The organism is Nocardia sp. NPDC003693 (genome assembly GCF_053981095.1).
Genome location: NZ_JBSFNO010000025.1, coordinates 1 through 22,102 on the forward strand (window position 1 = coordinate 1; position 22,102 = coordinate 22,102).

Sequence of the window (22,102 nt, forward strand, 5' to 3'; positions counted from 1 at the left end):
GCGGACCAGGATCGGTCGCGCACACTGCGCTGTGCCGCGGCGGCGGTCCGCTCCCGCAGGCGCGGATCGTCCACCAGGCGGCGCACGTGGTCCACCAGGGCCGCCGTGTCACCCGGCGGGTACAGGAATCCGGCCCCGGGATCGACCACGTCGATGGGACCGCCCGAGCGCGGCGCGACCACCGGCACACCCGAGGCCAGCGCCTCCTGGGCTGCCTGACAATAGGTTTCGTGCCGGCCGGTGTGCACGAAGACGTCGAGCGAGGCGTAGGCCGCGCCCAGCTCGTCCCCGTGCAGCACACCCAGGAAGGCCGCGCCCGGCAGCAGTTTGCGCAGGCGCTTCTCCTCCGGGCCACCGCCGACCACGACCAGGCGCACGCCGGGCAGCGGGCGCAGATGGGCCAGGAGTTCGAGTTCCTTCTCCGGGGCCAGGCGGCCGACGTAGCCCACGAGGGTTTCCCCGTTGGGCGCGAGGCGTTCTCGCAGTTCCGGCGAGCGGCGGAAGGGGCCGAACTGCTCCAGGTCGACCCCGCGCGGCCAGCGCGCCAGGCCCGGGATGCCCATCAGCTCCAGCTGGCGCAGGCTCGCGGTGGACGGGGCCAGGGTGCGATCGACCTGCAGGTGGATGCGGCGGGTGAGCGCGGCCATGGTGCGCACACCGCCCGGCAGGTCGTAGCGTTCGGCGAAGCCGACCAGATCGGTCTGGTAGATGGCCACGGTGGGGATGCCGAGTTCGCCCGCCACCCGCGCGGCCTGATAGCCCAGGGTGGCCGGGGAGGCGATGTGCACCACGTCGGGCTCGAATTCCCGGATGACGCGGCGCAATCGGCGGCGGGTCTCGAGGCCGATGCGGAAGTCACGGTAGAAGGGAAGTCGCGCCCCCCGCACCACGTGTACCCGGAAGCCCGCGTACCTGGGTGGTCCGGTGGGCGCGACGAGCACCGCCTCGTGGCCCTTGGCGGCCAGGTGGTCGAGAACCCGGCGGACGGAATTGGTGACGCCGTTGACCTGGGGAAGAAAGGACTCGGCGACAACCAGCACCCGCAGCCGGACGCCGGGGATGCTCGGATTCCGGCGGCCGGAACCCCGGGATTGCTGGGCCTTGGCGGTCTGCTCGCGGATTCGCATCGGTCCCCTCCGGTTCGGTGCTGCCTCCTCCAGCACGGTAGAAAGACGGCCGCAACGCGAGACCCCGTGCGCGTGGCCGGAACATGAATCCCGCGCGTCGATCTGGTCGGCGGGTTCACCCGGGCGTCGCCAGGCGGTTGTTCGCCGGACTCCGGGTGCGGGGTGGGGGCCGGCGGGCACGCCCGAGCATCAGCCGGGTACGCGGGTCCAGCCGGGGACGACACCGGTCGCGAGCACCGAGCGGCTAGCGAGTGGCGGGCTGCGGCTCGAGGGTCAGCTCGCCGAGGCGGCTCAGGGTGCGGTAGAGGTCGGGGACGCGGGCGACCTGCGCGCCGAGGGACGTGCGCGGGACGTCGGCGTAGAGGGTCAGGGGGAGGTCGGCGTCGTAGAGGATGTCGACCAGGTTCACGAAGCGCATGACCCAGTCGGCGGGGACGGTGGTGAGGTCGGGGACGGCGCACACGGTCCAGTGATGGAAGCGCTCGGTCAGGGGCAGGTAGTCCGAGGCGGCGACCGGGATTCCGCACAGGTCGGCGAAATCGACCGTCAGGGCATCGTTCTCGGCGGCGCGGGCCGTCATGCTGCGGTGGGCGATCGGGACCTCGGCGTGGCCCGTCAGCGGGCAGGGGCCGACGATGTAGGACCCGGCCGCGAAGCCGGTGTTCCGTTCGCCCAGGGTGCGGTAGTCGACCGGGCCGTTCACCGGGAGCACGTCCAGGTGTTCCAGGAGGAGGTCGATCGTCGGCTCGAACATGCTGTGGAACAACGGGTTCGGGAGCAGATCGCGGGGTGCGTAGTTCGAGGTGAGCACCAGCGTGATCGGGCGGGCGAAGAGCACCTCGAGCAGGCGGGTGACCAGGCGCGCGTCGCCGCTGTCGTGCACGTGGAATTCGTCGAAGCAGATCAGGTCGGCGTCGCCGAGCAGGGCGAGGGCGGCGGCGTCCACGTCGCCGTAGTCGTGAATGGCGGCGTGCAGTCGGGCGTAGAAGCCGTGGAAGTGGAAGCGGCGGGCGCGTTTCGGGTCGACCTCGGCCAGGAAGCGGTCCATGAGCATGGTTTTGCCGCGGCCGGGGCCGCCGTGCAGGTAGAGGCCGCGTGGGGGCGGGGAGGTCCGGTGCGCCGGGGCATGGGATGTGAACAGCCCGGACAGTCGGCGGGCCCACCGTCCCGGCTGATGGTCGCGCCGGGAACGCGCCGGCGGCATGATCCGGTCGCCGGGCTCCGATGCTTCATCGCCGACGGACCGGCCATCGATACCTCGGCCGTTGCCCCGAAGGCGGTGATCGGACGGCTCTCGGCGGCCCCAGCCCGCCGTGCGGGTCAGGGCGGCCAGCCGGTCGGCGGCAATGCGCTGGTCGTGGTCGAGAACCAATCCACAGGTATCCACAGCAAACCTCCCAAGCTCTCTACATTCGTAGAGGAACCTCTATAGTTGTAGAGGATTGCCGGGGCGAAGAGGAGCGAAGGTGACCATCTCCACAACCGATCGGCGCGTGCTGATCGTGGACAGCGCGATCGATCTCGTTGCCGCGCAGGGACTCCGGGCCCTGACTCATCGCGCGCTCGACACCACGCTGGAGCTGCCCGCGGGGTCGACGTCCTATTACTTCCGCACCAAGCGCGCGTTGATCGAGGCGATCGTCGACCGCATCGCGCTGCGCTCGCGCACCGATTTCGCGGCCGCGGGTGGCATGTTGCCTGCCGATGGAACTGCAGGGCGGCCGGCCGGCGCGGACCCGGATTCGGCTGCGGGAGAAGAAGGTGAGCCGTTCGGCGCAGACCTGCATCCGGCTGCGGCAAGCGATGCAGGCGTCACGAAGGCCGGTGTGGAACAACCGCCGAGGTCCGGCATCGATCCGGCCGTACCGGCGCGCGGCATCGCCGAGTGGCTGGATCGCCTACTGGCACAGCGCCGTAACCACCTGATAGTGCGCCACGCCTTGATCATCGACCTGCTACCCGACGCCGAACTGCACTCCAGACTCGTCGGCTGCCTCTTCTCGCATCGGCACGCCACCGAGCTGTGCCGAGCCCTGGGCGCGGCGGCGCCCGCCGACGCGGCGGCCGATCTCATCGCGGTGATCGAGGGCCTGGTCTTCGACAGGTTCGCCGGGGCCAGAACAACTCTCGCCGCGGGGACGCCCGACAGCGTCCGGCAACTCGAACGCGTCCTGACGACCCAACTGAGCGGCTACCGCTAGCGCTCGGCCCGATCCCTCAGCAGGTGCTGGTGATCCGGATATCCGGCCACGGCGGGCGACGTAGCATGGCCCCGGTCGCGAAGGCGGCCGCGATCAATCCCGTCAGCACCCCCAGCAGCGCGACCAGTTGCTTGTCGGTCGCGGGCTCCCAGGTGACCTCTCCCCCGTGCACCACGAACACCCCGAGCGGGCGCGGGCGGGGCCGGAAGAACCCACCGGTCCCCGTCACCGTGATGACGGTGGCGCCGTCGGCGGTCTCGTGCGGTGGCCCGTAGATGAGCGAACCGTCTACCGCCGCAATGTCTCTGAATCGATCCTGAATCATCCCCAGCCCCTTCCCGTGCCCGGCCATCTCCCAAACTACGCTCGTCGGCCGGGCACGACATCCCCTGGCGAAACTTCGCACCCCTCACACCGCGAGCTGCAGTACCAGCGTCGCGATGGCCGGAATCATGTACAGCAGCGGGAAAGGCAGCGTCTTGTACGACCGCGCCCGCAGAATCGTGATCTCCGCCCCGGCGAAGTACAGGATCAGCCCGATGGCCGCCGCGATCCCCACGGCCGGGATGAAGAACCCCACGATCAGCCCCAGCGCGCCGGCCGCCTTGGCCAGCCCCAGCCAGTTCCACCAGCTTCCCGGCACCCCGTACTCGACGAGCGGCTCGGCGACGAACGCCTGCCTGGTGACGATCGAGTACGCCGAGAACCCGATCCAGAGAGCGGCGACAACCCCGACGACGTGGTAAGCGGTGTTCATGATCGTGTCCTTCCAACGGTGTGGATCCATGTTCACGAGAAGGACGACACGACCCCCCGAGGTGTGACATCCCGGCCGCGCGGTTCCACCCCCGCCCGCCGAAAAGCTGTTAACTGGCCTCATGACCGAATCCGACCGCGTACCTCCCCCCGATCCCCAGGGCCACTTCCTCGGCATGCCCTACGACTGGCGCCGCCCGACCCGAGCCCGCGCGAAGGCCCGCTGGTGGAATCCCGACGACCCCCGGTTCCTGACCCCCAAAACGTTCGGCTGGGGCTACGACTTCAACCTCTACCGCCTCTTCCACCGCCGCTGACCCATCCATCGGGCCCGTCGCCCCGAATCCTCCAGCAATATTGCTGAGCATATTGCCGGAGACATATCATGAGACATATGAAAACGATGATCGACCTGAACGACGAAGCGCTGGCGCTGGCGGCCAAGGAACTCGGGACGACCACGAAGAAGGACACGGTCAACGCGGCACTGGAGTTCGTGGCGCAGCGCCGGCGGCGGATAGAGCAGGTGCTCGATGACCCGTACGGCTTCGGCGTCGGACCGGACATCGGCGATCCGGAAGTCATGCGCAAGGCTCGCCGTTGACCGACCCCACACCGCTGCGGCTGCATTTGATCGACACCTCCGCGGCAGCGCGGTTGCGCCACGAGTCCGTGCGCAATGTTCTGACCGGCCTCATCGCGGACCGAGCCGCGGCGACCTGCGTGACGGTGGATCTGGAAGCGGGCTACTCGGGCCGAAACCTCGCCGATGTGCAGAACATCGCACAGCGCCGCCGCGCCATGTACATCAACCTGCCGATCAACGAGGCCATCGCCGATCGCGCCCGGGAAGTGCAACAACTGATGGCCCGCCAGGGTTTACATCGAGCCGCGGGCATCGTCGACCTGCTGACAGCGGCGGTGGCCGAGTACCACGGCGCCGTTCTGGTCCACTACGACGCCGATTTCGAACACATAGCCGCCGTGACCCGGCAGTCTCAGGTGTGGGTCGCCCCTTCCGGCAGCGTGGACTGAAGCGTGCCGCGCTGACGAGGAGCCGAGAATACGAAAATGACTGAGCGAGAAGATATCTCGCTCAGTCATTTCGTTCGATAGATTCAGCTGACGAAGCTACCGGAACCAAGCCGCTGACGCCGATCGGCGACACGCGATGCTCAGTTCGTGGTCAGGACCAACCCCGAGGTCGGGACGCCGGTCCCGGCGGTCACCACGATGTTCTCCAGGCCCTGGACCTGGTTCACCGACGTGCCGCGGATCTGGCGGACGCCCTCGGCAATTCCGTTCATCCCGTGGATGTAAGCCTCGCCGAGCTGGCCGCCGTGGGTGTTCAGGGGGAGGCGGCCGCCCAGCTCGATCGCGCCGTCGGCGATGAAGTCCTTCGCCTCGCCGCGGGCGCAGAAGCCCAGTTCCTCGAGCTGCATCAGTACGAAGGGGGTGAAGTGGTCGTAGAGGATCCCGGCCTGCATGTCCTCGGGGCGCAGACCGCTCTGGGACCACAGCTGGTCGCCTACCAGCTTCATCTCCGGCAGGCCGGACAGGCCGTCGCGGTAGTAGCTGGTCATCACGTACTGGTCCGCACCGGAACCCTGTGCCGCACCGGCGATCAGGGCCGGCTTGTTAGGCAGATCCTTCGCGCGCTCGGCGGACACCACCACGATCGCCACGCCGCCGTCGGTCTCCTGGCAGCAGTCCAGCAGGTGCAGGGGCTCGGCGATCCAGCGGGACGCCTGGTGCTCCTCGAGGGTGATCGGCTTGCCGTAGAAGTGCGCCGCCGGATTCACCGCCGCGTGCTTGCGATCGGCGACCGCGACGCGGCCGAAATCCGCACTGCGCGCGCCGTATACGTGCATGTAGCGGCGCGCCACCATCGCCACCTGGGCGGCGGGGGTGCCCAGGCCGTGGGTGTAGGAGAACCCGTTGTCCACGCCCGAGGAACTCGGATTGCCGGTCGCCAGGTGAGTGGCGAACTGGCCGAAGCGATTTCCCGAACGCTCGTTGAACGCGCGGTACGCCACAACCACATCCGCGACACCGGTCGCGACCGCCATGGCGGCCTGCTGCACGGTCGCCGCGGCCGCGCCACCGCCGAACGGGATGTTGCTGAAGAACTTCAGGGACGGAATACCGGCGGCGCGTGCCACGGCGGCCTGGGTATTGGTGTCCATGGTGAAGGTCGTCAAGCCGTCCACATCGGCGGGGGTGAGCCCGGCGTCGGCCAGTGCGGCGGTGACGGCCTCGGCGGCCAGGCGCAGCTCACTGCGGCCCGAGTCCTTGGAGAAATCGGTCGCGCCGATGCCGACGATCGCGGCGGCGCGGCTCAGGCCACTCACTGCGCCTCCTTCAGGGAGATAACGGCTTTCGCCGTGATGTGATCGCCGAGCGAATCCTTGCCGACCACGTCGATGGTGATATCCGCGCCGTCCACGGCCGCGACCGTGCCCGACAACGTCAGGGTGTCCCCCGCGTACAGCGGCACGCCCAGGCGCAGCGCGATCGACTTCACGCGGGCGCTCGGCCCGGCCCAGTCGGTCACGAACCGCTGCACCAGGCCGGTGTCGGTCAGGATGTTGACGAAGATGTCCTTGGACCCGCGAGCCAGCGCCTTGTCCCGGTCGTGGTGCACGTCCTGGAAGTCCCGGGTGGCCAGCGCCGTCGAGACGATGAACGTGGTGTCGGCGTGAATCACCAACTCCGGCAACGCGGTTCCGACCTGCACGGCCGACAGTTCGACGGTGGTCATTTGACGGCCTTCCAGTAGGGCACGGTGTTGTCCTCGTCCAGCGCCAGGAAGCCCGCCTCGACGGCCATCCCGATCTCGACCTCGGACGGATCGACGCCGGTCAGCTCACCGAGCATGCGCACGCCCTCCTCGAGCTCGACCAGCGCGACCACGTACGGCAGCTGCCGTCCCGGCACCCGGGGCGCGTGATGCACCACGAAGCTGAAGACGGTGCCGCGCCCGGAGGCCACGACGTAGTCGCTCTGCTCGGAGTGGTCCTGCCACAGCGCCGGAACCGGCGGATGCTGCAGCGAGCCGTCGGGCCGCCGCTGGATGCGCAGCTCACCGGCTTTGACGCCGTCCCAGAAGAATTCGGTGTCCTTGGAGACCGTCGGCCGCACTCGCTTGGCGAGATCCTCGGCCGGCACCGCACCGGAAGCCTCGGGGGCAGTAGTCTTTCCGGTCCCGGGCGCGAACTTCAGCATCCGGAACTTCATCTCGGTCACGAGCTCGTCGCCCACGTACCAGTTGGTGAGGTAGGTGGTGAACCAGCCGTCCCCGAGCCCGGTCTTCTTGGGGCCCACGATGTCCCCGATGCTCGAGCGCACCGTGACCTGCTCGCCGACCTCGAGGTAGCGGTGGTAGACCTGCTCGCAATTGGTGGCCACCACCGAGGTGAACCCGGCCGCGTCGAACAGATCGTTGGTGCGGGTCATCGGATCGTCGTCGGCGCGAATACCGCCCAGCCCCAACATGGTCCACACCTGCGCCATGGCCGGCGGCGCCACGATCCCGGGATGCCCGGCCGCCCGCGCGGCGGCCTCGTCCACGTAGATCGGGTTGACGTCGCCCAGGGCCTCGACCCAGTTGTTGATCATGGGCTGATTGATCGGATCGCGGCCCGCGCGGGGCGCGGACTCACCGTCGGCCTTGATCTTCTCCAGGCCGTCGCGGATCTCGTCGGCCGTGAAACTCTTCGTCACGCTCTCACTCCTTCGCGAACTAGCGCGGCACCCGCGGCAACCGCAGGCCCATCTGGGCGATCAGCTCGCGCATCACCTCGTTGACGCCGCCGCCGAAGGTCACCACCAGGTTCTGCTTGGTGCGCCGGTCCAGCCACACCAGCAGCTCCGCGGTCGCCGGCTCGGCCGGGTCGCCGTAGCGGCCCACGATCTCCTCGGCCAGGCGACCGGCCTCCTGCAGCGCCTCGGTGGAGAACACCTTGGTCGCGGAGGCGTCGGCGATCACGTCGGCCGGATCGGCGTCCGGGCGCTCCATGTTGGAGGACACCTGCCAGTTCAGCAGCTCGTTCAGCCGCACCATGGCGTGCAAACGGCCCAGCGAACGCCGCACGTCGGTCTCGCCGAGCACGCCGTTGGCCTGCGCCCAGTCGCGCGTGCGCTCGTAGAGCTGCTCGATCTTGCCGGACGGGCCCAGACCCACGCGCTCGTGATTGAGCTGGGTGGTGATGAGCTTCCAGCCGCCGTTCTCCTCGCCGACGATCATGTTGGCGGGAACGCGCACATTGTCGAAGTAGGTGGCGTTGGTGTGATGCGCGCCGTCGGCGGTGATGATCGGGGTCCAGGAGTAGCCCGGATCCTTGGTGTCCATGATCAGGATCGTGATGCCGCGGTGCCGCGACTCCACCGTGCCCGTGCGCACGGCCAGCCAGATGTAGTCGGCCTCGTGCGCGCCGGTGGTGAAGATCTTCTGCCCGTTGACGATCCAGTCGCCGTTGGCGTCCTTGACCGCGCTGGTGCGCAGCGCGGCGAGGTCGGTGCCCGCGTCCGGCTCGGAGTAGCCGATCGCGAAATGCACGTCACCGGTGAGGATTCCGGGCAGGAACTTCTTCTTCTGTTCCTCGGAGCCGTAGGTCTGCAGGGCGGGACCGACGGTCAGCAGCGTCACCAGCGGGACGGGCACGTCGGCGCGCACCGCCTCGTTGTAGAAGATCTGCTGCTCGAGCGGCCCGAAACCCTGCCCGCCGAACTCCTTCGGCCAGCCGACGCCCAGCTTGCCGTCCGCGCCCATGCGCTTGACGACGGCCCGATAGGCATCACCGTGCCGGTTCACCAGCATCTCGGCCTCCTCTTCGGGAGTGACGAGACTGGTGAAGTACGAACGCAATTCGTCCCGCAATCCGCGCTGTTCGGCGGTCAGTTCGATGAACATCTGGCTCCCAAACGGTCCAGCCGGAACGATTCGCCGCCCAGCCAGCGCGCGATGTCCTTGGCCTGTGAGTAGTAGCGGTGCAGGGGGTGGGTGATATCGACGCCCAGGCCACCGTGCAGGTGATGACACTTCTGCATGGCCGCCGGCAGCTCCGAGGCCACCGTGTACGCGAGCACGTCCAGATCGTCGTCGGTGCGCTCGCGGTGTTCCGCGCCGGCCTCGTCCTGCGCCAGTGCCCAATTGGCGGAGGCCGCGGCCGCGTGCAGCGTACGCGAGACCACGTACACGTCGGCGATCTGCTGTGCGACGGCCTGGAACTCGGCCAGCGGGCGGCCGAACTGCTCGCGGGTGCGCACGTGCTCCGCGGTCAGGGCGAGCACGCCCTTGAGCAGGCCGTCCGCGACCGAGCCGATGCCCGCCAGGGCCAGCCGGTGCAGGTCGGCGATGCCGCCCGGCAGCAGCTGCTCGGCCGGAATCGAGACGCCCTGCAAGCGCACCGAGAACTCGGGCACCCCATCGGACGTCGGCCCCGCGGTCTTGACCAGGCCCGCCGCCTCGCCGTCCACGACGGCGAGCCCGGAGTCGGTGGGCACCAGGATCCAGCGCGCGGTGCCCGCGTAGGGCACCGCGACCTTGGTGCCGGTGATGCGCACCGTGGCGCCCTCGGACACCGCGGTGGTCTCCGGCTTCTCGGTGAAGGGCGCGCCCGCCTCGTGCAGCGCGGCGGTCAGCACCGCGCCCTCGGCGACGGCCGGAAACACCTTCTCCGCCAGGGCATCCGGGATACCGGCCGCCAGCAGCGGCAGCACCCCGAAGGCCAGGGTGGTCAGCGCCGGAATCTGGACCGCGTCGGTGGCGAGCTCGGTGAGCATGGCCGACACCTCGAGCAGCCCCATCTCGTCGCCGCCGAAGCGCTCCGGCAGCGGAACGGCCAGCAGACCACTGCCCGCGAACACCGGCCAGAGGGCGATATCACGCGCGCTTTCACGTTCTAGCAAACTTACGACAACCTCGGCGACAGCGTCCTGGCTCTCGTCCCTGGTGAAGTCCAATGCAATGCTCCCGTTGAGGTGTGGACTAGGCGTGCGACTCGCGCGGCAGCCCGAGAATTCGTTCACCGGCGACGGTCAAAAGAATCTGCTCGGTACCGCCCGCGATCGACAAACAGCGCGTGAGCAGGAATTCTTTCACCACATCGGTTTCCAAGGCACCCGCCGCGCCAGCCACTTCCACGGCAAATTCGGCGACCGCCTGACGGTGTCTGACACCGACCAGTTTGCGAACGCTGCTCTGCGGGCCCGGGTCCCCGCCGGACAGCAGCTTCTGCGCGGCACGCGCGTCCAGCAACGTTCCAGCAATCGACTCGGCGACCAACCCGCCGAGTCGGTCGGCCACCAGTTCGGCGCCGGGACCGGACTTCGGGGCGGCGGCGATCAACGCCTCCAGCTCCGCGCCGATTCCCTTGCCGCCCATGGCGACCCGCTCGGCCGAGAGCGTCGAACGAGCGATCTTCCACCCGTTGCCCAGCTCCCCGACCAGGCAGTCGTCCGGGACGAAGACATCGTCGAGGAAGACCTCGTTGAAGCGCGCCTCACCGGTGATCTCGATCAGCGGCCGGATGTCGATCCCGGCGCTCTTCATGTCCACCAGGAAGTAGCTGATGCCGCGGTGCTTGGCCGCGCTCGCGTCGGTGCGCGCCAGGCAGATGCCCCACGTCGCCTCGTGCGCCAGCGAGGTCCAGACCTTCTGACCGCGCAGCTTCCAGCCGCCCTCGACCCGCTCGGCGACCGTGCGCAGCGCCGCCAGGTCGGAACCGGCGCCCGGCTCGGAGAACAACTGGCACCAGATGACCTCACCGGTCAGCGTCGGCAGCGCGTAGCGCTCGATCTGCTCGGGCGAACCCCACTGCAGCAGTGTGGGAATGGCCCAGTTGGCGATGGCCAGCTCGGGCAGCTCGATCCCCGCCTTGCGGATCTGATCGTCGAGCCAGGTGCGCTGGATCGGGCCCGCGCCCCGGCCGTACGGCGCCGGCCAGTGCGAGGCCAGCAGCCCGGCGGCGGCGAGCGCGCCGCGCTGCTCGGCGGCGGGCAGGGCGGCGATGTTGGCCAGTTCGGCCGCCAGCACCGCGGCCTCCTCGGCACTGGAACCCACGGCGTCCCAATTCGGTTCGCCCGCGGTGCCGTCCGCGGTCAGGTCGAGACCGACCGTGCGGCGCACACCCGCGACGGTGAGCTCGGTGACCCGCGCCCGCCAGTGCGCGGAACCGCCCAGCAACTGGCGCGTGGCGGTGGCCCGGCGCAAATACAGGTGGGCGTCGTGCTCCCAGGTGAAACCGATTCCACCCAGGACCTGAATGCAATCCTTGGCGGTTTCCACGGCGGCGTCCAGCGCGATGGCCAGCGCGACCGCGGCGGACAACTGCAGTTCCGCGCTACCACTGTCCACGGCGGCCGCGGCATCGGCGGCTACGGCGCGAATTTGTTCGGCCCGGCACAGCATCCACGAGCAAATGTGTTTCACCGCTTGGAATTCGCCGATCTTTCGACCGAATTGCTCACGCACCTTGGCGTATTCGACCGCGGTCTCCAGGCACCAGCCGGCAATTCCGGCGGCCTCGGCGGCGGCCAGCGTGGCGGCGATGTCCAGCACCGAGTTGGCGGGCTCGAAGATATGGTCCGGCGCCACAGCAACATTCGCGCATTCGACACGCGCCAGCGGCACACTGCGGTCGATCGTGTCCAGCGGCTCGATGGCGAGACCCTCGGCGCCGGCGTCGATCAGACACCACAGCGTCCGCTCACCGTCGCGCACGGGCACCAGAACGGCGGTTCCGGGGGCGGCGCCCGGCACCGAATCCCAGACCCCGGTCAGGGTGAGGCCGGACGCCGGGTCGATCGGGGCCGATATCGCGATTTCGCCCCCGAGGGCGACACCGCACGGCGTATTCTCGTCGAGCATCTCCCCGGCAACGAGGCCGGCGAGCGCCGTGGTGAGAACCGGTCCGCCGACCAGATCATGCGCCGCCTGTTCCACCAGGACAGCGAGATCGCCGACGGAACAACCGGCGCCCCCGGCCTCCTCCGGCACCGCGACCCGGAAAATTCCGAGATCGGCCAGACGCGACCAGTATTCGCGCCAATAGTCGGGCCCACCGGAACGCATTGTTGCAATTGGGCGCACCGACGCCGCCCATCCGCGCATGGACTCCTGAACGGCTTTATGCTCGTCAGTGGTGGCTATGGTCACACTCCATACCGCCTTTCTGGGGTGACTTCCACTCCTAGAACATGTTCTAATGTTCGAGCCGGGCGTAAGTCAAGCGCCGCCCGGCTGGTACGAACTCGTAGCCAGCCGACGCTGGGTGAGTGCACCGAACGATTCGTGCAGGAAAGGACTCTCAACCGATGGCCAGTCCCTCCCGATCGCAGGCTGCCGACGGGCCCGCCGCCGCGCGCACCGCGCCCGCCACCACCCTGAGCGAGGAGGATCTGAGCTCCGCCGCCCAGCGTGACCGGCGCAAACGCATCCTCGACGCGACCTTGGCGCTGGCCTCCAAGGGCGGCTACGACGCGGTGCAGATGCGAGCGGTCGCCGAGCGCGCCGATGTCGCCGTGGGCACCCTGTACCGGTATTTCCCGTCCAAGGTGCACCTGCTCGTCTCGGCCCTGGCCCGCGAATTCGAGCAGCTGGAGGGCCGGCGCAAGCCGCTGCCGGGCAACGATCCGCGCGAGCGCATGCACCTGATGCTGCACCAGATCACCCGCGCCATGCAGCGCGATCCGCTGCTGACCGAGGCGATGACGCGAGCGTTCATGTTCGCCGACGCCTCCGCGGCCGCCGAGGTCGATCGCGTCGGCAAGGTGATGGACCGCTTCTTCGCCCGCGCGCTGTCCGACGAGACGCCCGACGATCGCCAGCTCGCCATCGCCCGCGTCATCAGCGACGTGTGGCTCTCGAATCTGGTTGCCTGGCTGACGCGGCGGGCCTCGGCCACCGACGTCACCGAACGCCTCGAGCTGACCGTCGATCTGCTCATCGGCGACGCGAAGTAAGCGAGATCACCCCGGGGCGAACGCAACCCGGCTTTCGCACGTATGACCGGAGGGTCGCCCACCTCTCGAGGTGGAGCCGGCCCTCCGTCGTCGTTCCGGAACGTGACTGGTCACAGCCACGAAAGCCGGGGTACACCAGCGGGAATCGGACATCTGGTGAACGGCGCGCAAGGGTCTTGTAAACGCTATGTATCACCGTCAAAACGAGCGGGCAATCAACACCCAGTAGAGTCACGCTCGCCCTGAAGAAACTCCTCCGATCATTAGGTTGGATGCGTGAGCGCACAGGATTTGCCACTGGAACTTCGCCGTGCGTTGGCGGCTGTCGCCCGCGTGCCACGGCTGCTTGTCGCCTCGGACTACGACGGGACGATCGCGCCCATCGTGTCCGACCCCGCGAAGGCCTATCCCCATAGGGAGTCCGTGAACGCGCTGCGCGCGCTTTCCGGACTCACCGGTACCACCGCGGCCGTCATCTCCGGCCGCGCGCTGCGAGATCTCGCAGCGCTGTCCCGATTGCCCGTCGAGGTGCAACTCATCGGCAGCCACGGATCCGAATTCGACGTCGGCTTCGTGCACGCCATCGACAACGACGCCAAACAGCTACTGCAGGAAGTGCAGTCGACGCTGGCCCAGGTCGCCCAGGACAACCCGGGCGCCACGGTCGAGATCAAACCGGCCAGCGTCGCACTGCACGTGCGCAACGCCAGCCCCGAAATCGGCCGTCGCGCACTGGTTCAGGTGCGTCAGGGTCCGGCCAGCTGGGTCGGCGTACAGACCACCGAGGGCAAAGAGGTCATCGAACTCGCGGTGATCGAAACCGACAAGGGCGCGGCGCTGGACATCGTCCGGCATCAGCAAGGCGCGTCCGCGGCGGTCTTCATCGGTGACGACGTCACCGACGAGAAGGCGTTCAAACGCCTGTCCGGACCCGATGTGGGCATCAAGGTCGGCGAGGGCGACTCGCTGGCCAAACACCGGGTCGCCAGCACCGAGGAGGTGTCCAAGGCGCTGGCCTTCCTGCTGGAGGAGCGGCGCACCTGGCTCGCCGGCGCCAGCGCGCCCCGCATCGAGCGGCTCACCATGCTGGCCAGCCCGCGCACCAAGGCGCTGGTCACCCCGGACGGAACCATCACCTGGCTGTGCCATCCGGAACCGGATTCGGCGGCGGTGTTCGCGCACCTGCTCGGCGGACCCGGCGCGGGGCACTTCACCATCGCGCCCGAACGCGCCGGACTGCCGCTGTCGCAGCGGTACATCGACGGCACCATGACCGTCGAAACCCGTTGGTCCAGTTTGTCGGTGGTGGATTACCTGCCGCACGACGTGGTGGCCGAGCGCACCGACCTGACCCGCGTCATCAGCGGTGACGCCAAGGCGGTCGTAACCTTCGCTCCCCGACCGGAATTCGGCCAGGTGCCGGTGCGCATCGTGCGCGATCCGGCCGGCCTGCGCGTCCAGGGCACCAACGATCCGATCGTGCTGCGCTCCCCCGGCGTCGAATGGGAGATCATCGACGACGGCAACCACCACACCGCGCGCGCGGTGGTGGACCCGAGCCAGGGCCCGATCGTGCTCGAAATGCGCTGCGGCACCTCCGATCTCGCGCCCTGCATGACGCCCGAGAGCGATCGCCGCCGGCTCGCCGAGCGGTACTGGGCCGACTGGGCCGGCACCCTCGAACTGCCGCCCCTCAAACCCGATCTCATGAAGCGGTCCGCGCTCACCCTGCGCGGACTGGTGCACGCGCCGTCCGGCTCCATCATGGCCGCGGCGACGACCTCGCTGCCCGAAGACATCGGCGGCGTGCGCAACTGGGACTACCGCTACTGCTGGCTGCGCGACGCCTCACTCACCGCGTCCGCGCTGGTATCGCTCGGCTCGCTCGGCGAAGCCGAGGAACTGCTCGCCTGGACCCACCGCGTCCTCGAGACGCTGCCCGGTCCCGAGCGACTGCACCCGCTCTACACCCTCTACGGCGAAACCCTGCCGCCCGAGGCCGTCATCGACCAGCTGCCCGGTTACGCCGGATCGCGGCCGGTGCGCGTCGGCAACGCGGCGAACATGCAGGTCCAGCTGGACGTGTTCGGGCCCATCGTGGACCTGATCTCCCAGCTCGCGCACGCCCGCGAACGCAAGGGCATCACCGATCCCGCCAAGGCGCTGCCGGACGCGGACTGGGATCTCGTGCACGCCATGGTCTCGGCCGTGCAGCGGCGCTGGCGCGAGCCGGACCACGGGATCTGGGAGATTCGCGGCAACCCGCGGCATCACGTGTACTCCAAGGTCATGGGCTGGCTCACCGCCGACCGGGCGATCACGCTCGGGCGGCAGTTCGGCCGGACCGTCGACCCGGAGTGGGAGAAGCTGCGCGACACCATCTCCGAGGAGGTGAAGGTCGAGGGCTGGAACGAAGAGGTCCAGTCCTACACCGCCGCCTACGAGGGCACGGACCTGGACGCGGCCACCCTGCACATCGGTCTCAGCGGGCTCATCGATCCGTCGGATCCGCGCTTCGCCGCCACCGTCGTGGCCACCGAGGCCGAACTCCGCAGCGGCTCGACCGTGTACCGCTACCACCACGACGACGGGCTGCCCGGCGGGGAAGGCGGCTTCCACCTGTGCGCCGCCTGGCTCGTCGAGGCGTACCTGCTCATCGGCAAGCGCGAGGACGCCGAGGCGCTCTTCGCGCAGCTGGTGGACGTGGCGGGACCGACCGGGCTGCTGTCCGAGGAGTACGACCCGGTCGCCGAACGCTCGCTGGGCAATCACCCGCAGGCGTACAGCCACCTGGGCCTGCTGCGCTGCGCACAGCTGCTGAGCCAGCCGGTGGGTGCGTTCACCTAGGTCCGGACCGGACCCGAGACATCCGGCCCCCGCGAACGATCGTTCGCGGGGGCCGGACTCGTGCGGGGGAAGAACTCGTGACGCCCGGCCCATCCCGGGAACGGGCAGCGGACCCGATCCGCTACGAAGGGGCGACCGCGGTGCGGCCTACCGACCCGGGGAAACTCCCGGACATAGCAGCGGACCAGGCCGGGCGCAGATTTCGCGGCAACGGTGAGAATCGCGGTTCGCAGGACTCGGCCCCGGAATCCCGTCCAGACGCCCGCGACAACGGCGGGACCGGCGCGGCGGGCGCGTGGTGCGCACCACACCTACCGGTCGGAATTCGTCGGGGCGCGGATTCGTGGGTTACATTTTATTGGCAATCGTTTTCGTTTTTGTTAGGCAGCTTCAGGAGTGGTTCGCGTGCGCAACAGCTATGCCAGAGGATTCGCGGTCGCAGCCGCCGGGCTGGCCGCCGTGGCCACCCTGACCGCCTGCGGGAACTCGACCACCGACTCCGACGCCATCACCGTGGTGGCCTCCACCAACGTGTGGGGCGACATCGCCAAAACCGTCGCCGGACCGGACGCGCAGGTGGAATCGCTCATCTCCGACCCGACCGTCGACCCGCACTCGTTCGAGATCACGGCCGTGCAGGCCGCGCGCATCAGCGACGCCGACCTCATCGTCTACAACGGCGGCGGCTACGACGAGTTCATCGACAAGGCCATCTCCGGCAAGAGCAAGCGCAACGTGAACGCCGTCGAGATCGCCGCCGAGGGCGAGCACGGGCACGAGGAGAGCGCACCCGGCGCCACCCCGGCCAAGGAGAGCGAAGGCCACGGGCACGACCACGGCGGCGCCAACGAACACGTCTGGTACGACGCGCACACCGTCGGCCACGTCGCCGAGCACATCGCCGAATCCCTCGGCGAACTCGACCCGGCCAACAAGCAGGCCTACGCCGATCGCGCCGCCGCCTTCGCCGGCCAGCTCGAGGACATCGAGGCCATCACCGCGAAGATCGCCGCCGACAAGCCGAATCAGCCCGTCCTGCAGACCGAACCGCTCGCGTACTACCTGCTGACCGCCGCCAAGGTCGACGACCGCACCCCGCACTCGTTCCAGGAAGCGGTGGAACAGGGCACCGACCCCTCCCCCGCCGACGTGGCCGCGGTGCGAGACCTGCTGAAGGCCAAGCAGGTTCGCGCGCTGGTCTACAACATCCAGACCGAGGACTCCACCACCAAGGACATGCGCGCCACCGCGCAGGCCAACGGCATCGCCATCGTCGAGGTGACCGAAACCCTGCCCGAGGGCCTGGATTACATTCAGTGGATGACCGGCAACGCCAAGGCACTCGCCACGGCGCTCGCCTAGGTCCGGGGCAATGCCTGCCACCGCCGCACCTACCGAGGGAGTCGCGCTGACCGAGCCCACCGAACGGGTCACCCGGCAATCTTCGAGCGCATACCCCGCGCCCGAGCGCTCCCCCCTGCCCGAAACCCGTTCCGCCGCAACCCCGGAACCCGCCCCCGCGGTCGAGCTCGCCAACGCGCGCCTGTCCTACGGGGACCGGACGCTGTGGCAGGGACTCGACCTACAGGTGCGGCCCGGAGAATTCGTCGCCGTGCTCGGCCCCAACGGTTCCGGCAAGACCTCGCTGCTGCGGATGCTGCTCGGCCAGGTCGCGCTGTCCGAGGGCACCGCCCGGATCGCGGGAGCGCCCGCGCGCGTCGGCAATTCGGATATCGGCTACATCCCGCAGCAGAAGACCATGGACGCCGGCGCGCAACTGCGCGGCGTCGACCTCGTCGGGCTCGGCGTGGACGGACACCGCTGGGGCCTGGGCCTGCGCGGGCGCGCCGAACGCAAACGCAAGGTGGCCCGGGCGATCGCGGACGTCGGGGCGGAGAAGTTCGCCTACGCGCCCATCGACGCGCTCTCGGGCGGCGAACAGCAGCGCCTGCGCGTAGCCCAGGCCCTGGCCGGCGACCCGCGGGTACTGCTCTGCGACGAACCGCTGCTGTCGCTGGACCTGGCCAACCAGCGCCTGGTCTCGGAACTGATCGACAAGCGCCGCCGCACCCACGACACCGCCGTCCTGTTCGTCACCCACGAGATCAATCCCATTCTGCCGCTGGTGGATCGGGTGCTGTACCTGGTCGACGGCAAGTTCCGGATCGGCACCCCCGACGAGGTGATGACCACCGCCGTGCTCTCGGAGCTGTACCGCACCGAGGTCGAGGTACTGCGCGTGCGCGGGCGACTGGTCGTGGTCGGCACCGGCGACGCCATGGACGCGCTCGGCGCGGCCGGGGCGCACTGCCACGGCGAACAGGTTCCGGAGGCCCGCCGGTGATCGACAAACTCGCCGACGTCTTCGGCAAGATGTTCGACTTCTCCACCACCGCACACCTGCTCGGCTACGACTTCGTCCAGCAGGCCGTGCTGGCCGCGGCGCTGCTCGGACTGCTGGCCGGAGCCATCGGCCCGCTCATCATCAGCCGGCAGATGTCGTTCGCGGTGCACGGCACCAGCGAGCTCTCGCTCACCGGCGCGGCCGCGGCGCTGCTCGCCGGGGTCGGCGTCGGACTCGGGGCCATCGCCGGATCGGTGGTGGCGGCCGTGCTCTTCGGGGTCCTGGGTTCGCGTGCGCGCGAACGGGATTCGGTGATCGCGGTGGTGCTGTCGTTCGGCCTCGGGCTGTCCGTGCTGTTCCTGTGGCTCGGCCCCGAACGCGCGGGCTCGAAATTCTCGCTGCTCACCGGCCAGGTGGTGAGCGTCGGCTACAACGGGCTCACCCTGCTGGCCACCTGCACCGTCGGGGTGCTGGTGGTGCTGGCCGCCATCTACCGGCCGCTGCTGTTCGCCAGCTCGGACCCGGAAGTGGCGGTGGCGCGCGGGGTTCCGGTGCGCGCGCTGTCGATCGTGTTCGCGGTGCTGCTGGGCATCACCGCCGCCTTCGGCGTGCAGATCGTGGGCGCGCTGCTGGTGCTGGCGCTGCTGATCACGCCCGCCGCGGCCGCCTGCCAGCTCACCGCGAGTCCGGTGCGCGCGACCATCCTGGCCGTGGTGTTCGCCGAAATCGCCGCCGTCGGAGGGATTCTGCTGTCCCTCGCCCCCGGCGTACCGGTGTCGACCTTCGTCACCACCATCTCGTTCACGATCTACCTGATCTGCCGCGTCGCCGGTGCGCGCACCCGCAACCGCCGCCGCGAACTCGTGCCCGCCTGAGGTTCGGGCCCGTACTCGCCACCGCGAACACGGGCGGGTACGGAACGTGAACTCTTCCCCAACCGAGGATTCGATCTTCGTCACCGGGGTAACCCAAGCCCGCGATCTACCGCGTGAGGGGCGGTAGAACGCGCCCGCCGCATCCCTCCCGGGGCGAACGCCCCCTCGTCCCGTCCCGGGAGGAATGCGTGCCGAGCCGCAGAATCACCGGCGGCCCCCTTCGGATCGATACAGCCCGCACGCCTGTCCGCGCACGCCCAGCTGCCGTATCCAACACCCGAGCCGACCGGCGCGACTCCGTCACCGGTGCGGGGTGAACGCTTCCGCGCTCAGCCCTCGCCGGCCAGGGCGAACAAGCCGTCGGCCGTCTGCTCGATCAGACCGTCGACCAGCAGGGAATCCAGGGCGCGGGCGCGCTGGCCGGGATCCCGGGTCCAGGCCAGATCCAGGCGGGCCTGCTCGACCGGGCCGGTGGCGTCACGGAGCACATCCAGTAGGCGGCCGCGGGCCTGGCGGTCGGTGCCCTCGAACTTCTGCACCTTGCGGACCACGTCCGAGGGCGGGCGGCCGGCGCTCACCCAGGCGCAGCTGGGCAGCGGGCAGCGGGCGCAATCGGGGGTGCGGGCCGTGCAGATGGTCGCGCCCAATTCCATGATGGCGGCCGAAAAGACCGCCGCGCGTGGCACATTCACCGGCAGCAGCGCCTCGGTCTCGCCCAGATCGCGGGCCGCCGGATTGCCCGCCTCGGCGCGACCGTGCACCGCCCGCGCCACCACGCGCCGAACATTGGTGTCCACCACCGGAACTCGCTGACCGTAGGCGAAGCACGCCACCGCGCGCGCGGTGTAGGCGCCGATGCCGGGCAGCCCGAGCAGCACCTCCACATCCGCGGGCACCTCGTCACCGTGCTGTTCGGCCAGCACCCGCGAGCACTCGTGCAGGCGCAGCGCCCGGCGCGGATAGCCGAGTTTGCCCCAGGCGCGCAGCACGTCGCCCTGCGGCGCGGCGGCCATGGCCGAGGGCACGGGCCAGCGCGCCACCCACTCGCGCCAGATCGGCTCCACCCGGACCACCGGGGTCTGCTGGAGCATGATCTCGCTCATCAGAATCTGCCACGCCGCCACGCCGGGCCGCCGCCACGGCAGGTCCCGGGCGGTGTCCCGGTACCAGTCGATCAATACATCGCTGTCCACTGTCATTCGTGCTCCGCCGTCGCCTCGATCCGCGCCACGGGCTCACCGCCCGGGCGGCGCCATGGTCGGTGACCGGTTGCCGGACCGTAACGTCGCGGACTCGCCAGTAACCGACCCCGTATGCAGAATGGGACACATGCCGCATTCCAACCCGATCAGTGCCTGGAAGTCCCTGCGTGAGGGCAACGAGCGCTTCGTCAACGGCACGTTGCAGCATCCTAGCCAAGGCGCCGCCGACCGGGCCAAGCTCGTCGCCGGTCAGCAGCCCCAAGCAATCCTCTTCGGCTGCGGTGACTCCCGCGTGGCCGCCGAGATCATCTTCGACCGGGGCCTCGGCGACATGTTCGTGGTCCGCACCGCCGGTCACGTCGTGGACTCCTCGGTCCTGGGGTCCATCGAGTACGGCGTGCACGTGCTGAACGTGCCGCTCATCGTGGTGCTGGGCCACGACAGCTGCGGCGCGGTCCGCGCCACCATCGACGCCCTCGATCACGGCAACGTGCCCGGCGGGTTCATCCGCAGCGTCGTCGAGCGCGTCACCCCGTCGATCCTGCTCGGCCGCCGCGACGGCCTCGAGTCGGTGGACGACCTCGAAGCCCGCCACGTCGAGGAGACCGCCCGCCTGCTGATGCAGCGTTCGGTGATCATCTCCGAGCGCGTGGCGGCCGGCGAGTGCGCGATCGCCTGCGTCACCTACAACCTCGGTGAGGGCCAGATCAAGCTGCGCCGCGTCATCGGCAACATCGGCGAGGTCGTGTAGCCGCTCGCGAGAACTCCCGGGCCTCGCCGCCGAACGCGGCGGGGCCCGGACTCGTCGGCGGGCATCCCGCGGGATGGCGGCCGAGCGTTGGCTCACGGCAGGGGCCGGGCGAGTCGGGAGGGTGGGGAGAAACGGGGCAGAACGGTCGACACGGGCAGTCGGGGGTTGCCGGGGGTTGACGGGGCGGCAAACGGGACGGTCGGTGCGCCGGAAGTTCGGGCGGGCAAGGGTATTCGCGAAGATCGGGCCTGAACAGCGGTTCCGGAGCCGGGGAAATCTACCTGGGGTGCGGCCCTTTTCAGCTCCGACACGCCGAGACCCTGCGCCGGATGCGCCCGACGGTGCCCTTACCGTTGTCAGCGTGCTGGAACCGAATGGACCGCTGCCGCCGGAAATCTACTGGCGCCGTCGCCTGATCGCGATCGGTGCCGTGGTGGTCGCTCTCGCGCTGGTCATCTGGGTGGCGTTCGCCCTGGTGCGCGGCGGTGGCGACGATAAGAAGGCCGGGGGCGAGACCACGTCCGCCGCCCAGGCGTCCCCGAGCAAGAGCGCGGCGAGCCCGACGTCGGGCGCGCCCGAGACAAGCAAACCCGCCGGGAGCGCGAGCCCGAGCGCCGCGCCCGCCGGCGCGCCCGCGGGCCAGTGCCCGGATCAGTCGCTGGCCGTGAAGGTCAACGTCGGCCAGCCCACCTACAAGGCCGGGGAACAGCCGGTCTTCGGCATCGTCATCACCAACATCTCCAGCGGTGCCTGCGAACGCGACATGGGTTCTGGCCTGCAACTGGTGTCGGTGCAGTCGCTGGACGGCCAGCGCAGGCTCTGGTCCAGCACGGACTGCTACCCCGACGGCACCCCGGACATGCGCACGCTCAGCCCCGGCCAGCAGGCGGCCTTCACCGTCACCTGGTCCGCGCAGTCCTCCCAGCCCGGCTGCGCGGGCGAGCGTATCCCGGTACCCGCGGGCCCCTACACCGTTGTCGCCCAACTCGGTTCGGTGCGCAGCGCACCGGAACCCTTCAATATCGCCTGATCCCA

At 69.5% G+C, this 22,102-nt stretch carries 22 protein-coding genes; 11 read left to right on the top strand and 11 right to left on the bottom strand.

Going from position 1 to position 22,102, the window contains the following annotated elements:
• Both ACWDOP_RS24940 and zapE read right to left on the bottom strand, forming a co-directional pair.
• Nucleotides 1-1,127: glycosyltransferase family 4 protein (locus ACWDOP_RS24940; protein WP_456347000.1), on the bottom strand; the 1,127-nt coding region annotated here is incomplete at its 3' end.
• Nucleotides 1,128-1,371: 244 nt separating this feature from the next.
• A complete protein-coding gene (zapE, locus tag ACWDOP_RS24945) occupies nt 1,372-2,514 on the bottom strand; it encodes a cell division protein ZapE (protein WP_456347001.1) in 1,143 nt (380 codons plus the stop codon).
• Between the two features lie 79 nt (nt 2,515-2,593).
• Between zapE and ACWDOP_RS24950 the strand changes: the two genes are divergently transcribed.
• Nucleotides 2,594-3,328, top strand: coding sequence for a TetR/AcrR family transcriptional regulator (locus ACWDOP_RS24950; protein ID WP_456347002.1), 735 nt, complete (start codon nt 2,594-2,596; stop codon nt 3,326-3,328).
• A gap of 16 nt (nt 3,329-3,344) precedes the next feature.
• On the opposite strand, the gene ACWDOP_RS24955 is transcribed toward ACWDOP_RS24950, so the two are convergent.
• Together ACWDOP_RS24955 and ACWDOP_RS24960 are read right to left on the bottom strand one after the other, a co-directional pair.
• The gene (locus ACWDOP_RS24955) at nt 3,345-3,653 is read right to left on the bottom strand and encodes a hypothetical protein (protein ID WP_456347003.1); all 309 of its coding nucleotides are present in this window, start codon (nt 3,651-3,653) and stop codon (nt 3,345-3,347) included.
• A gap of 84 nt (nt 3,654-3,737) precedes the next feature.
• Nucleotides 3,738-4,085, bottom strand: a complete 348-nt coding sequence (locus tag ACWDOP_RS24960; protein ID WP_456347004.1) for a DoxX family protein — start codon at nt 4,083-4,085, stop codon at nt 3,738-3,740.
• Nucleotides 4,086-4,206: 121 nt separating this feature from the next.
• On the opposite strand from ACWDOP_RS24960, the gene ACWDOP_RS24965 reads away from it, so the two are divergent.
• The 3 genes from ACWDOP_RS24965 (at nt 4,207) to ACWDOP_RS24975 (ending at nt 5,119) form a co-directional block, all read left to right on the top strand.
• Nucleotides 4,207-4,401, top strand: coding sequence for a DUF5808 domain-containing protein (locus ACWDOP_RS24965; RefSeq protein WP_454204797.1), 195 nt, complete (start codon nt 4,207-4,209; stop codon nt 4,399-4,401).
• Nucleotides 4,402-4,469: 68 nt separating this feature from the next.
• Nucleotides 4,470-4,688 carry a type II toxin-antitoxin system VapB family antitoxin gene (locus ACWDOP_RS24970; RefSeq protein WP_354989745.1) on the top strand — a complete coding sequence of 73 codons (219 nt, stop codon included), beginning with the start codon at nt 4,470-4,472 and terminating at the stop codon, nt 4,686-4,688.
• Nucleotides 4,685-5,119, top strand: a complete 435-nt coding sequence (locus ACWDOP_RS24975) for a PIN domain-containing protein (protein ID WP_354989746.1) — start codon at nt 4,685-4,687, stop codon at nt 5,117-5,119. Before ACWDOP_RS24970 ends, ACWDOP_RS24975 begins: the two co-directional genes overlap by 4 nt.
• A gap of 140 nt (nt 5,120-5,259) precedes the next feature.
• Here ACWDOP_RS24975 and ACWDOP_RS24980 read toward each other — a convergent pair whose 3' ends face one another.
• Genes ACWDOP_RS24980 through ACWDOP_RS25005 form a run of 6 tightly spaced genes read right to left on the bottom strand, consistent with a single transcriptional unit; the run spans nt 5,260 to nt 12,242 of the window.
• Nucleotides 5,260-6,435: a lipid-transfer protein gene (locus tag ACWDOP_RS24980; RefSeq protein WP_454204789.1), complete on the bottom strand. Its 1,176-nt coding sequence runs from the start codon at nt 6,433-6,435 to the stop codon at nt 5,260-5,262.
• Nucleotides 6,432-6,845 (bottom strand): MaoC family dehydratase, encoded by a 414-nt coding sequence (locus ACWDOP_RS24985; protein ID WP_454204788.1) that lies wholly within the window; start codon nt 6,843-6,845, stop codon nt 6,432-6,434. The genes ACWDOP_RS24980 and ACWDOP_RS24985 overlap by 4 nt, the downstream gene beginning before the upstream one ends.
• On the bottom strand, nt 6,842-7,807 hold the full coding sequence (locus tag ACWDOP_RS24990) for a bifunctional MaoC family dehydratase N-terminal/OB-fold nucleic acid binding domain-containing protein (protein WP_456347005.1): 966 nt from the start codon (nt 7,805-7,807) through the stop codon (nt 6,842-6,844). The genes ACWDOP_RS24985 and ACWDOP_RS24990 overlap by 4 nt, the downstream gene beginning before the upstream one ends.
• A 19-nt stretch (nt 7,808-7,826) precedes the next feature.
• The gene (locus tag ACWDOP_RS24995; protein ID WP_454204786.1) at nt 7,827-8,996 is read right to left on the bottom strand and encodes an acyl-CoA dehydrogenase family protein; all 1,170 of its coding nucleotides are present in this window, start codon (nt 8,994-8,996) and stop codon (nt 7,827-7,829) included.
• Nucleotides 8,981-10,048, bottom strand: a complete 1,068-nt coding sequence (locus tag ACWDOP_RS25000; protein ID WP_456347006.1) for an acyl-CoA dehydrogenase family protein — start codon at nt 10,046-10,048, stop codon at nt 8,981-8,983. Before ACWDOP_RS25000 ends, ACWDOP_RS24995 begins: the two co-directional genes overlap by 16 nt.
• A gap of 25 nt (nt 10,049-10,073) precedes the next feature.
• Nucleotides 10,074-12,242: an acyl-CoA dehydrogenase gene (locus tag ACWDOP_RS25005; RefSeq protein WP_456347007.1), complete on the bottom strand. Its 2,169-nt coding sequence runs from the start codon at nt 12,240-12,242 to the stop codon at nt 10,074-10,076.
• Between the two features lie 158 nt (nt 12,243-12,400).
• On the opposite strand from ACWDOP_RS25005, the gene kstR reads away from it, so the two are divergent.
• The 5 genes from kstR (at nt 12,401) to ACWDOP_RS25030 (ending at nt 19,114) form a co-directional block, all read left to right on the top strand.
• Nucleotides 12,401-13,048 (top strand): cholesterol catabolism transcriptional regulator KstR, encoded by a 648-nt coding sequence (gene kstR / locus ACWDOP_RS25010; RefSeq protein WP_454204783.1) that lies wholly within the window; start codon nt 12,401-12,403, stop codon nt 13,046-13,048.
• Nucleotides 13,049-13,324: 276 nt separating this feature from the next.
• Nucleotides 13,325-15,895, top strand: a complete 2,571-nt coding sequence (otsB, locus tag ACWDOP_RS25015) for a trehalose-phosphatase (RefSeq protein ID WP_456347008.1) — start codon at nt 13,325-13,327, stop codon at nt 15,893-15,895.
• Nucleotides 15,896-16,300: 405 nt separating this feature from the next.
• Nucleotides 16,301-17,257, top strand: a complete 957-nt coding sequence (locus tag ACWDOP_RS25020) for a metal ABC transporter solute-binding protein, Zn/Mn family (protein ID WP_456347009.1) — start codon at nt 16,301-16,303, stop codon at nt 17,255-17,257.
• A 10-nt stretch (nt 17,258-17,267) separates the two neighbouring features.
• Nucleotides 17,268-18,239 carry a metal ABC transporter ATP-binding protein gene (locus tag ACWDOP_RS25025; protein WP_456347010.1) on the top strand — a complete coding sequence of 324 codons (972 nt, stop codon included), beginning with the start codon at nt 17,268-17,270 and terminating at the stop codon, nt 18,237-18,239.
• Nucleotides 18,236-19,114: a metal ABC transporter permease gene (locus ACWDOP_RS25030; RefSeq protein ID WP_456347011.1), complete on the top strand. Its 879-nt coding sequence runs from the start codon at nt 18,236-18,238 to the stop codon at nt 19,112-19,114. The genes ACWDOP_RS25025 and ACWDOP_RS25030 overlap by 4 nt, the downstream gene beginning before the upstream one ends.
• A 329-nt stretch (nt 19,115-19,443) precedes the next feature.
• Here ACWDOP_RS25030 and ACWDOP_RS25035 read toward each other — a convergent pair whose 3' ends face one another.
• Nucleotides 19,444-20,313, bottom strand: a complete 870-nt coding sequence (locus ACWDOP_RS25035; RefSeq protein ID WP_456347012.1) for an A/G-specific adenine glycosylase — start codon at nt 20,311-20,313, stop codon at nt 19,444-19,446.
• A 130-nt stretch (nt 20,314-20,443) separates the two neighbouring features.
• Between ACWDOP_RS25035 and ACWDOP_RS25040 the strand changes: the two genes are divergently transcribed.
• Nucleotides 20,444-21,067, top strand: a complete 624-nt coding sequence (locus ACWDOP_RS25040; protein WP_454204777.1) for a carbonic anhydrase — start codon at nt 20,444-20,446, stop codon at nt 21,065-21,067.
• 361 nt (nt 21,068-21,428) lie between these two features.
• A complete protein-coding gene (locus tag ACWDOP_RS25045) occupies nt 21,429-22,097 on the top strand; it encodes a hypothetical protein (protein WP_454204776.1) in 669 nt (222 codons plus the stop codon).
• Nucleotides 22,098-22,102 lie beyond the last annotated feature (5 nt).

Excerpts from the sequence above, each read along its gene's own strand:
- ACWDOP_RS24970 (WP_354989745.1), top strand. The coding sequence starts at position 4,470 with ATGAGACATATGAAAACGATGATCGACCTGAACGACGAAGCGCTGGCG.
- ACWDOP_RS24985 (WP_454204788.1), bottom strand. The coding sequence starts at position 6,845 with ATGACCACCGTCGAACTGTCGGCCGTGCAGGTCGGAACCGCGTTGCCG.
- ACWDOP_RS24955 (WP_456347003.1), bottom strand. The coding sequence starts at position 3,653 with ATGATTCAGGATCGATTCAGAGACATTGCGGCGGTAGACGGTTCGCTC.
- kstR (WP_454204783.1), top strand. The coding sequence starts at position 12,401 with ATGGCCAGTCCCTCCCGATCGCAGGCTGCCGACGGGCCCGCCGCCGCG.
- ACWDOP_RS25025 (WP_456347010.1), top strand. The coding sequence starts at position 17,268 with ATGCCTGCCACCGCCGCACCTACCGAGGGAGTCGCGCTGACCGAGCCC.
- ACWDOP_RS24960 (WP_456347004.1), bottom strand. The coding sequence starts at position 4,085 with ATGAACACCGCTTACCACGTCGTCGGGGTTGTCGCCGCTCTCTGGATC.
- ACWDOP_RS25035 (WP_456347012.1), bottom strand. The coding sequence starts at position 20,313 with ATGACAGTGGACAGCGATGTATTGATCGACTGGTACCGGGACACCGCC.
- ACWDOP_RS24965 (WP_454204797.1), top strand. The coding sequence starts at position 4,207 with ATGACCGAATCCGACCGCGTACCTCCCCCCGATCCCCAGGGCCACTTC.
- ACWDOP_RS24995 (WP_454204786.1), bottom strand. The coding sequence starts at position 8,996 with ATGTTCATCGAACTGACCGCCGAACAGCGCGGATTGCGGGACGAATTG.
- ACWDOP_RS25040 (WP_454204777.1), top strand. The coding sequence starts at position 20,444 with ATGCCGCATTCCAACCCGATCAGTGCCTGGAAGTCCCTGCGTGAGGGC.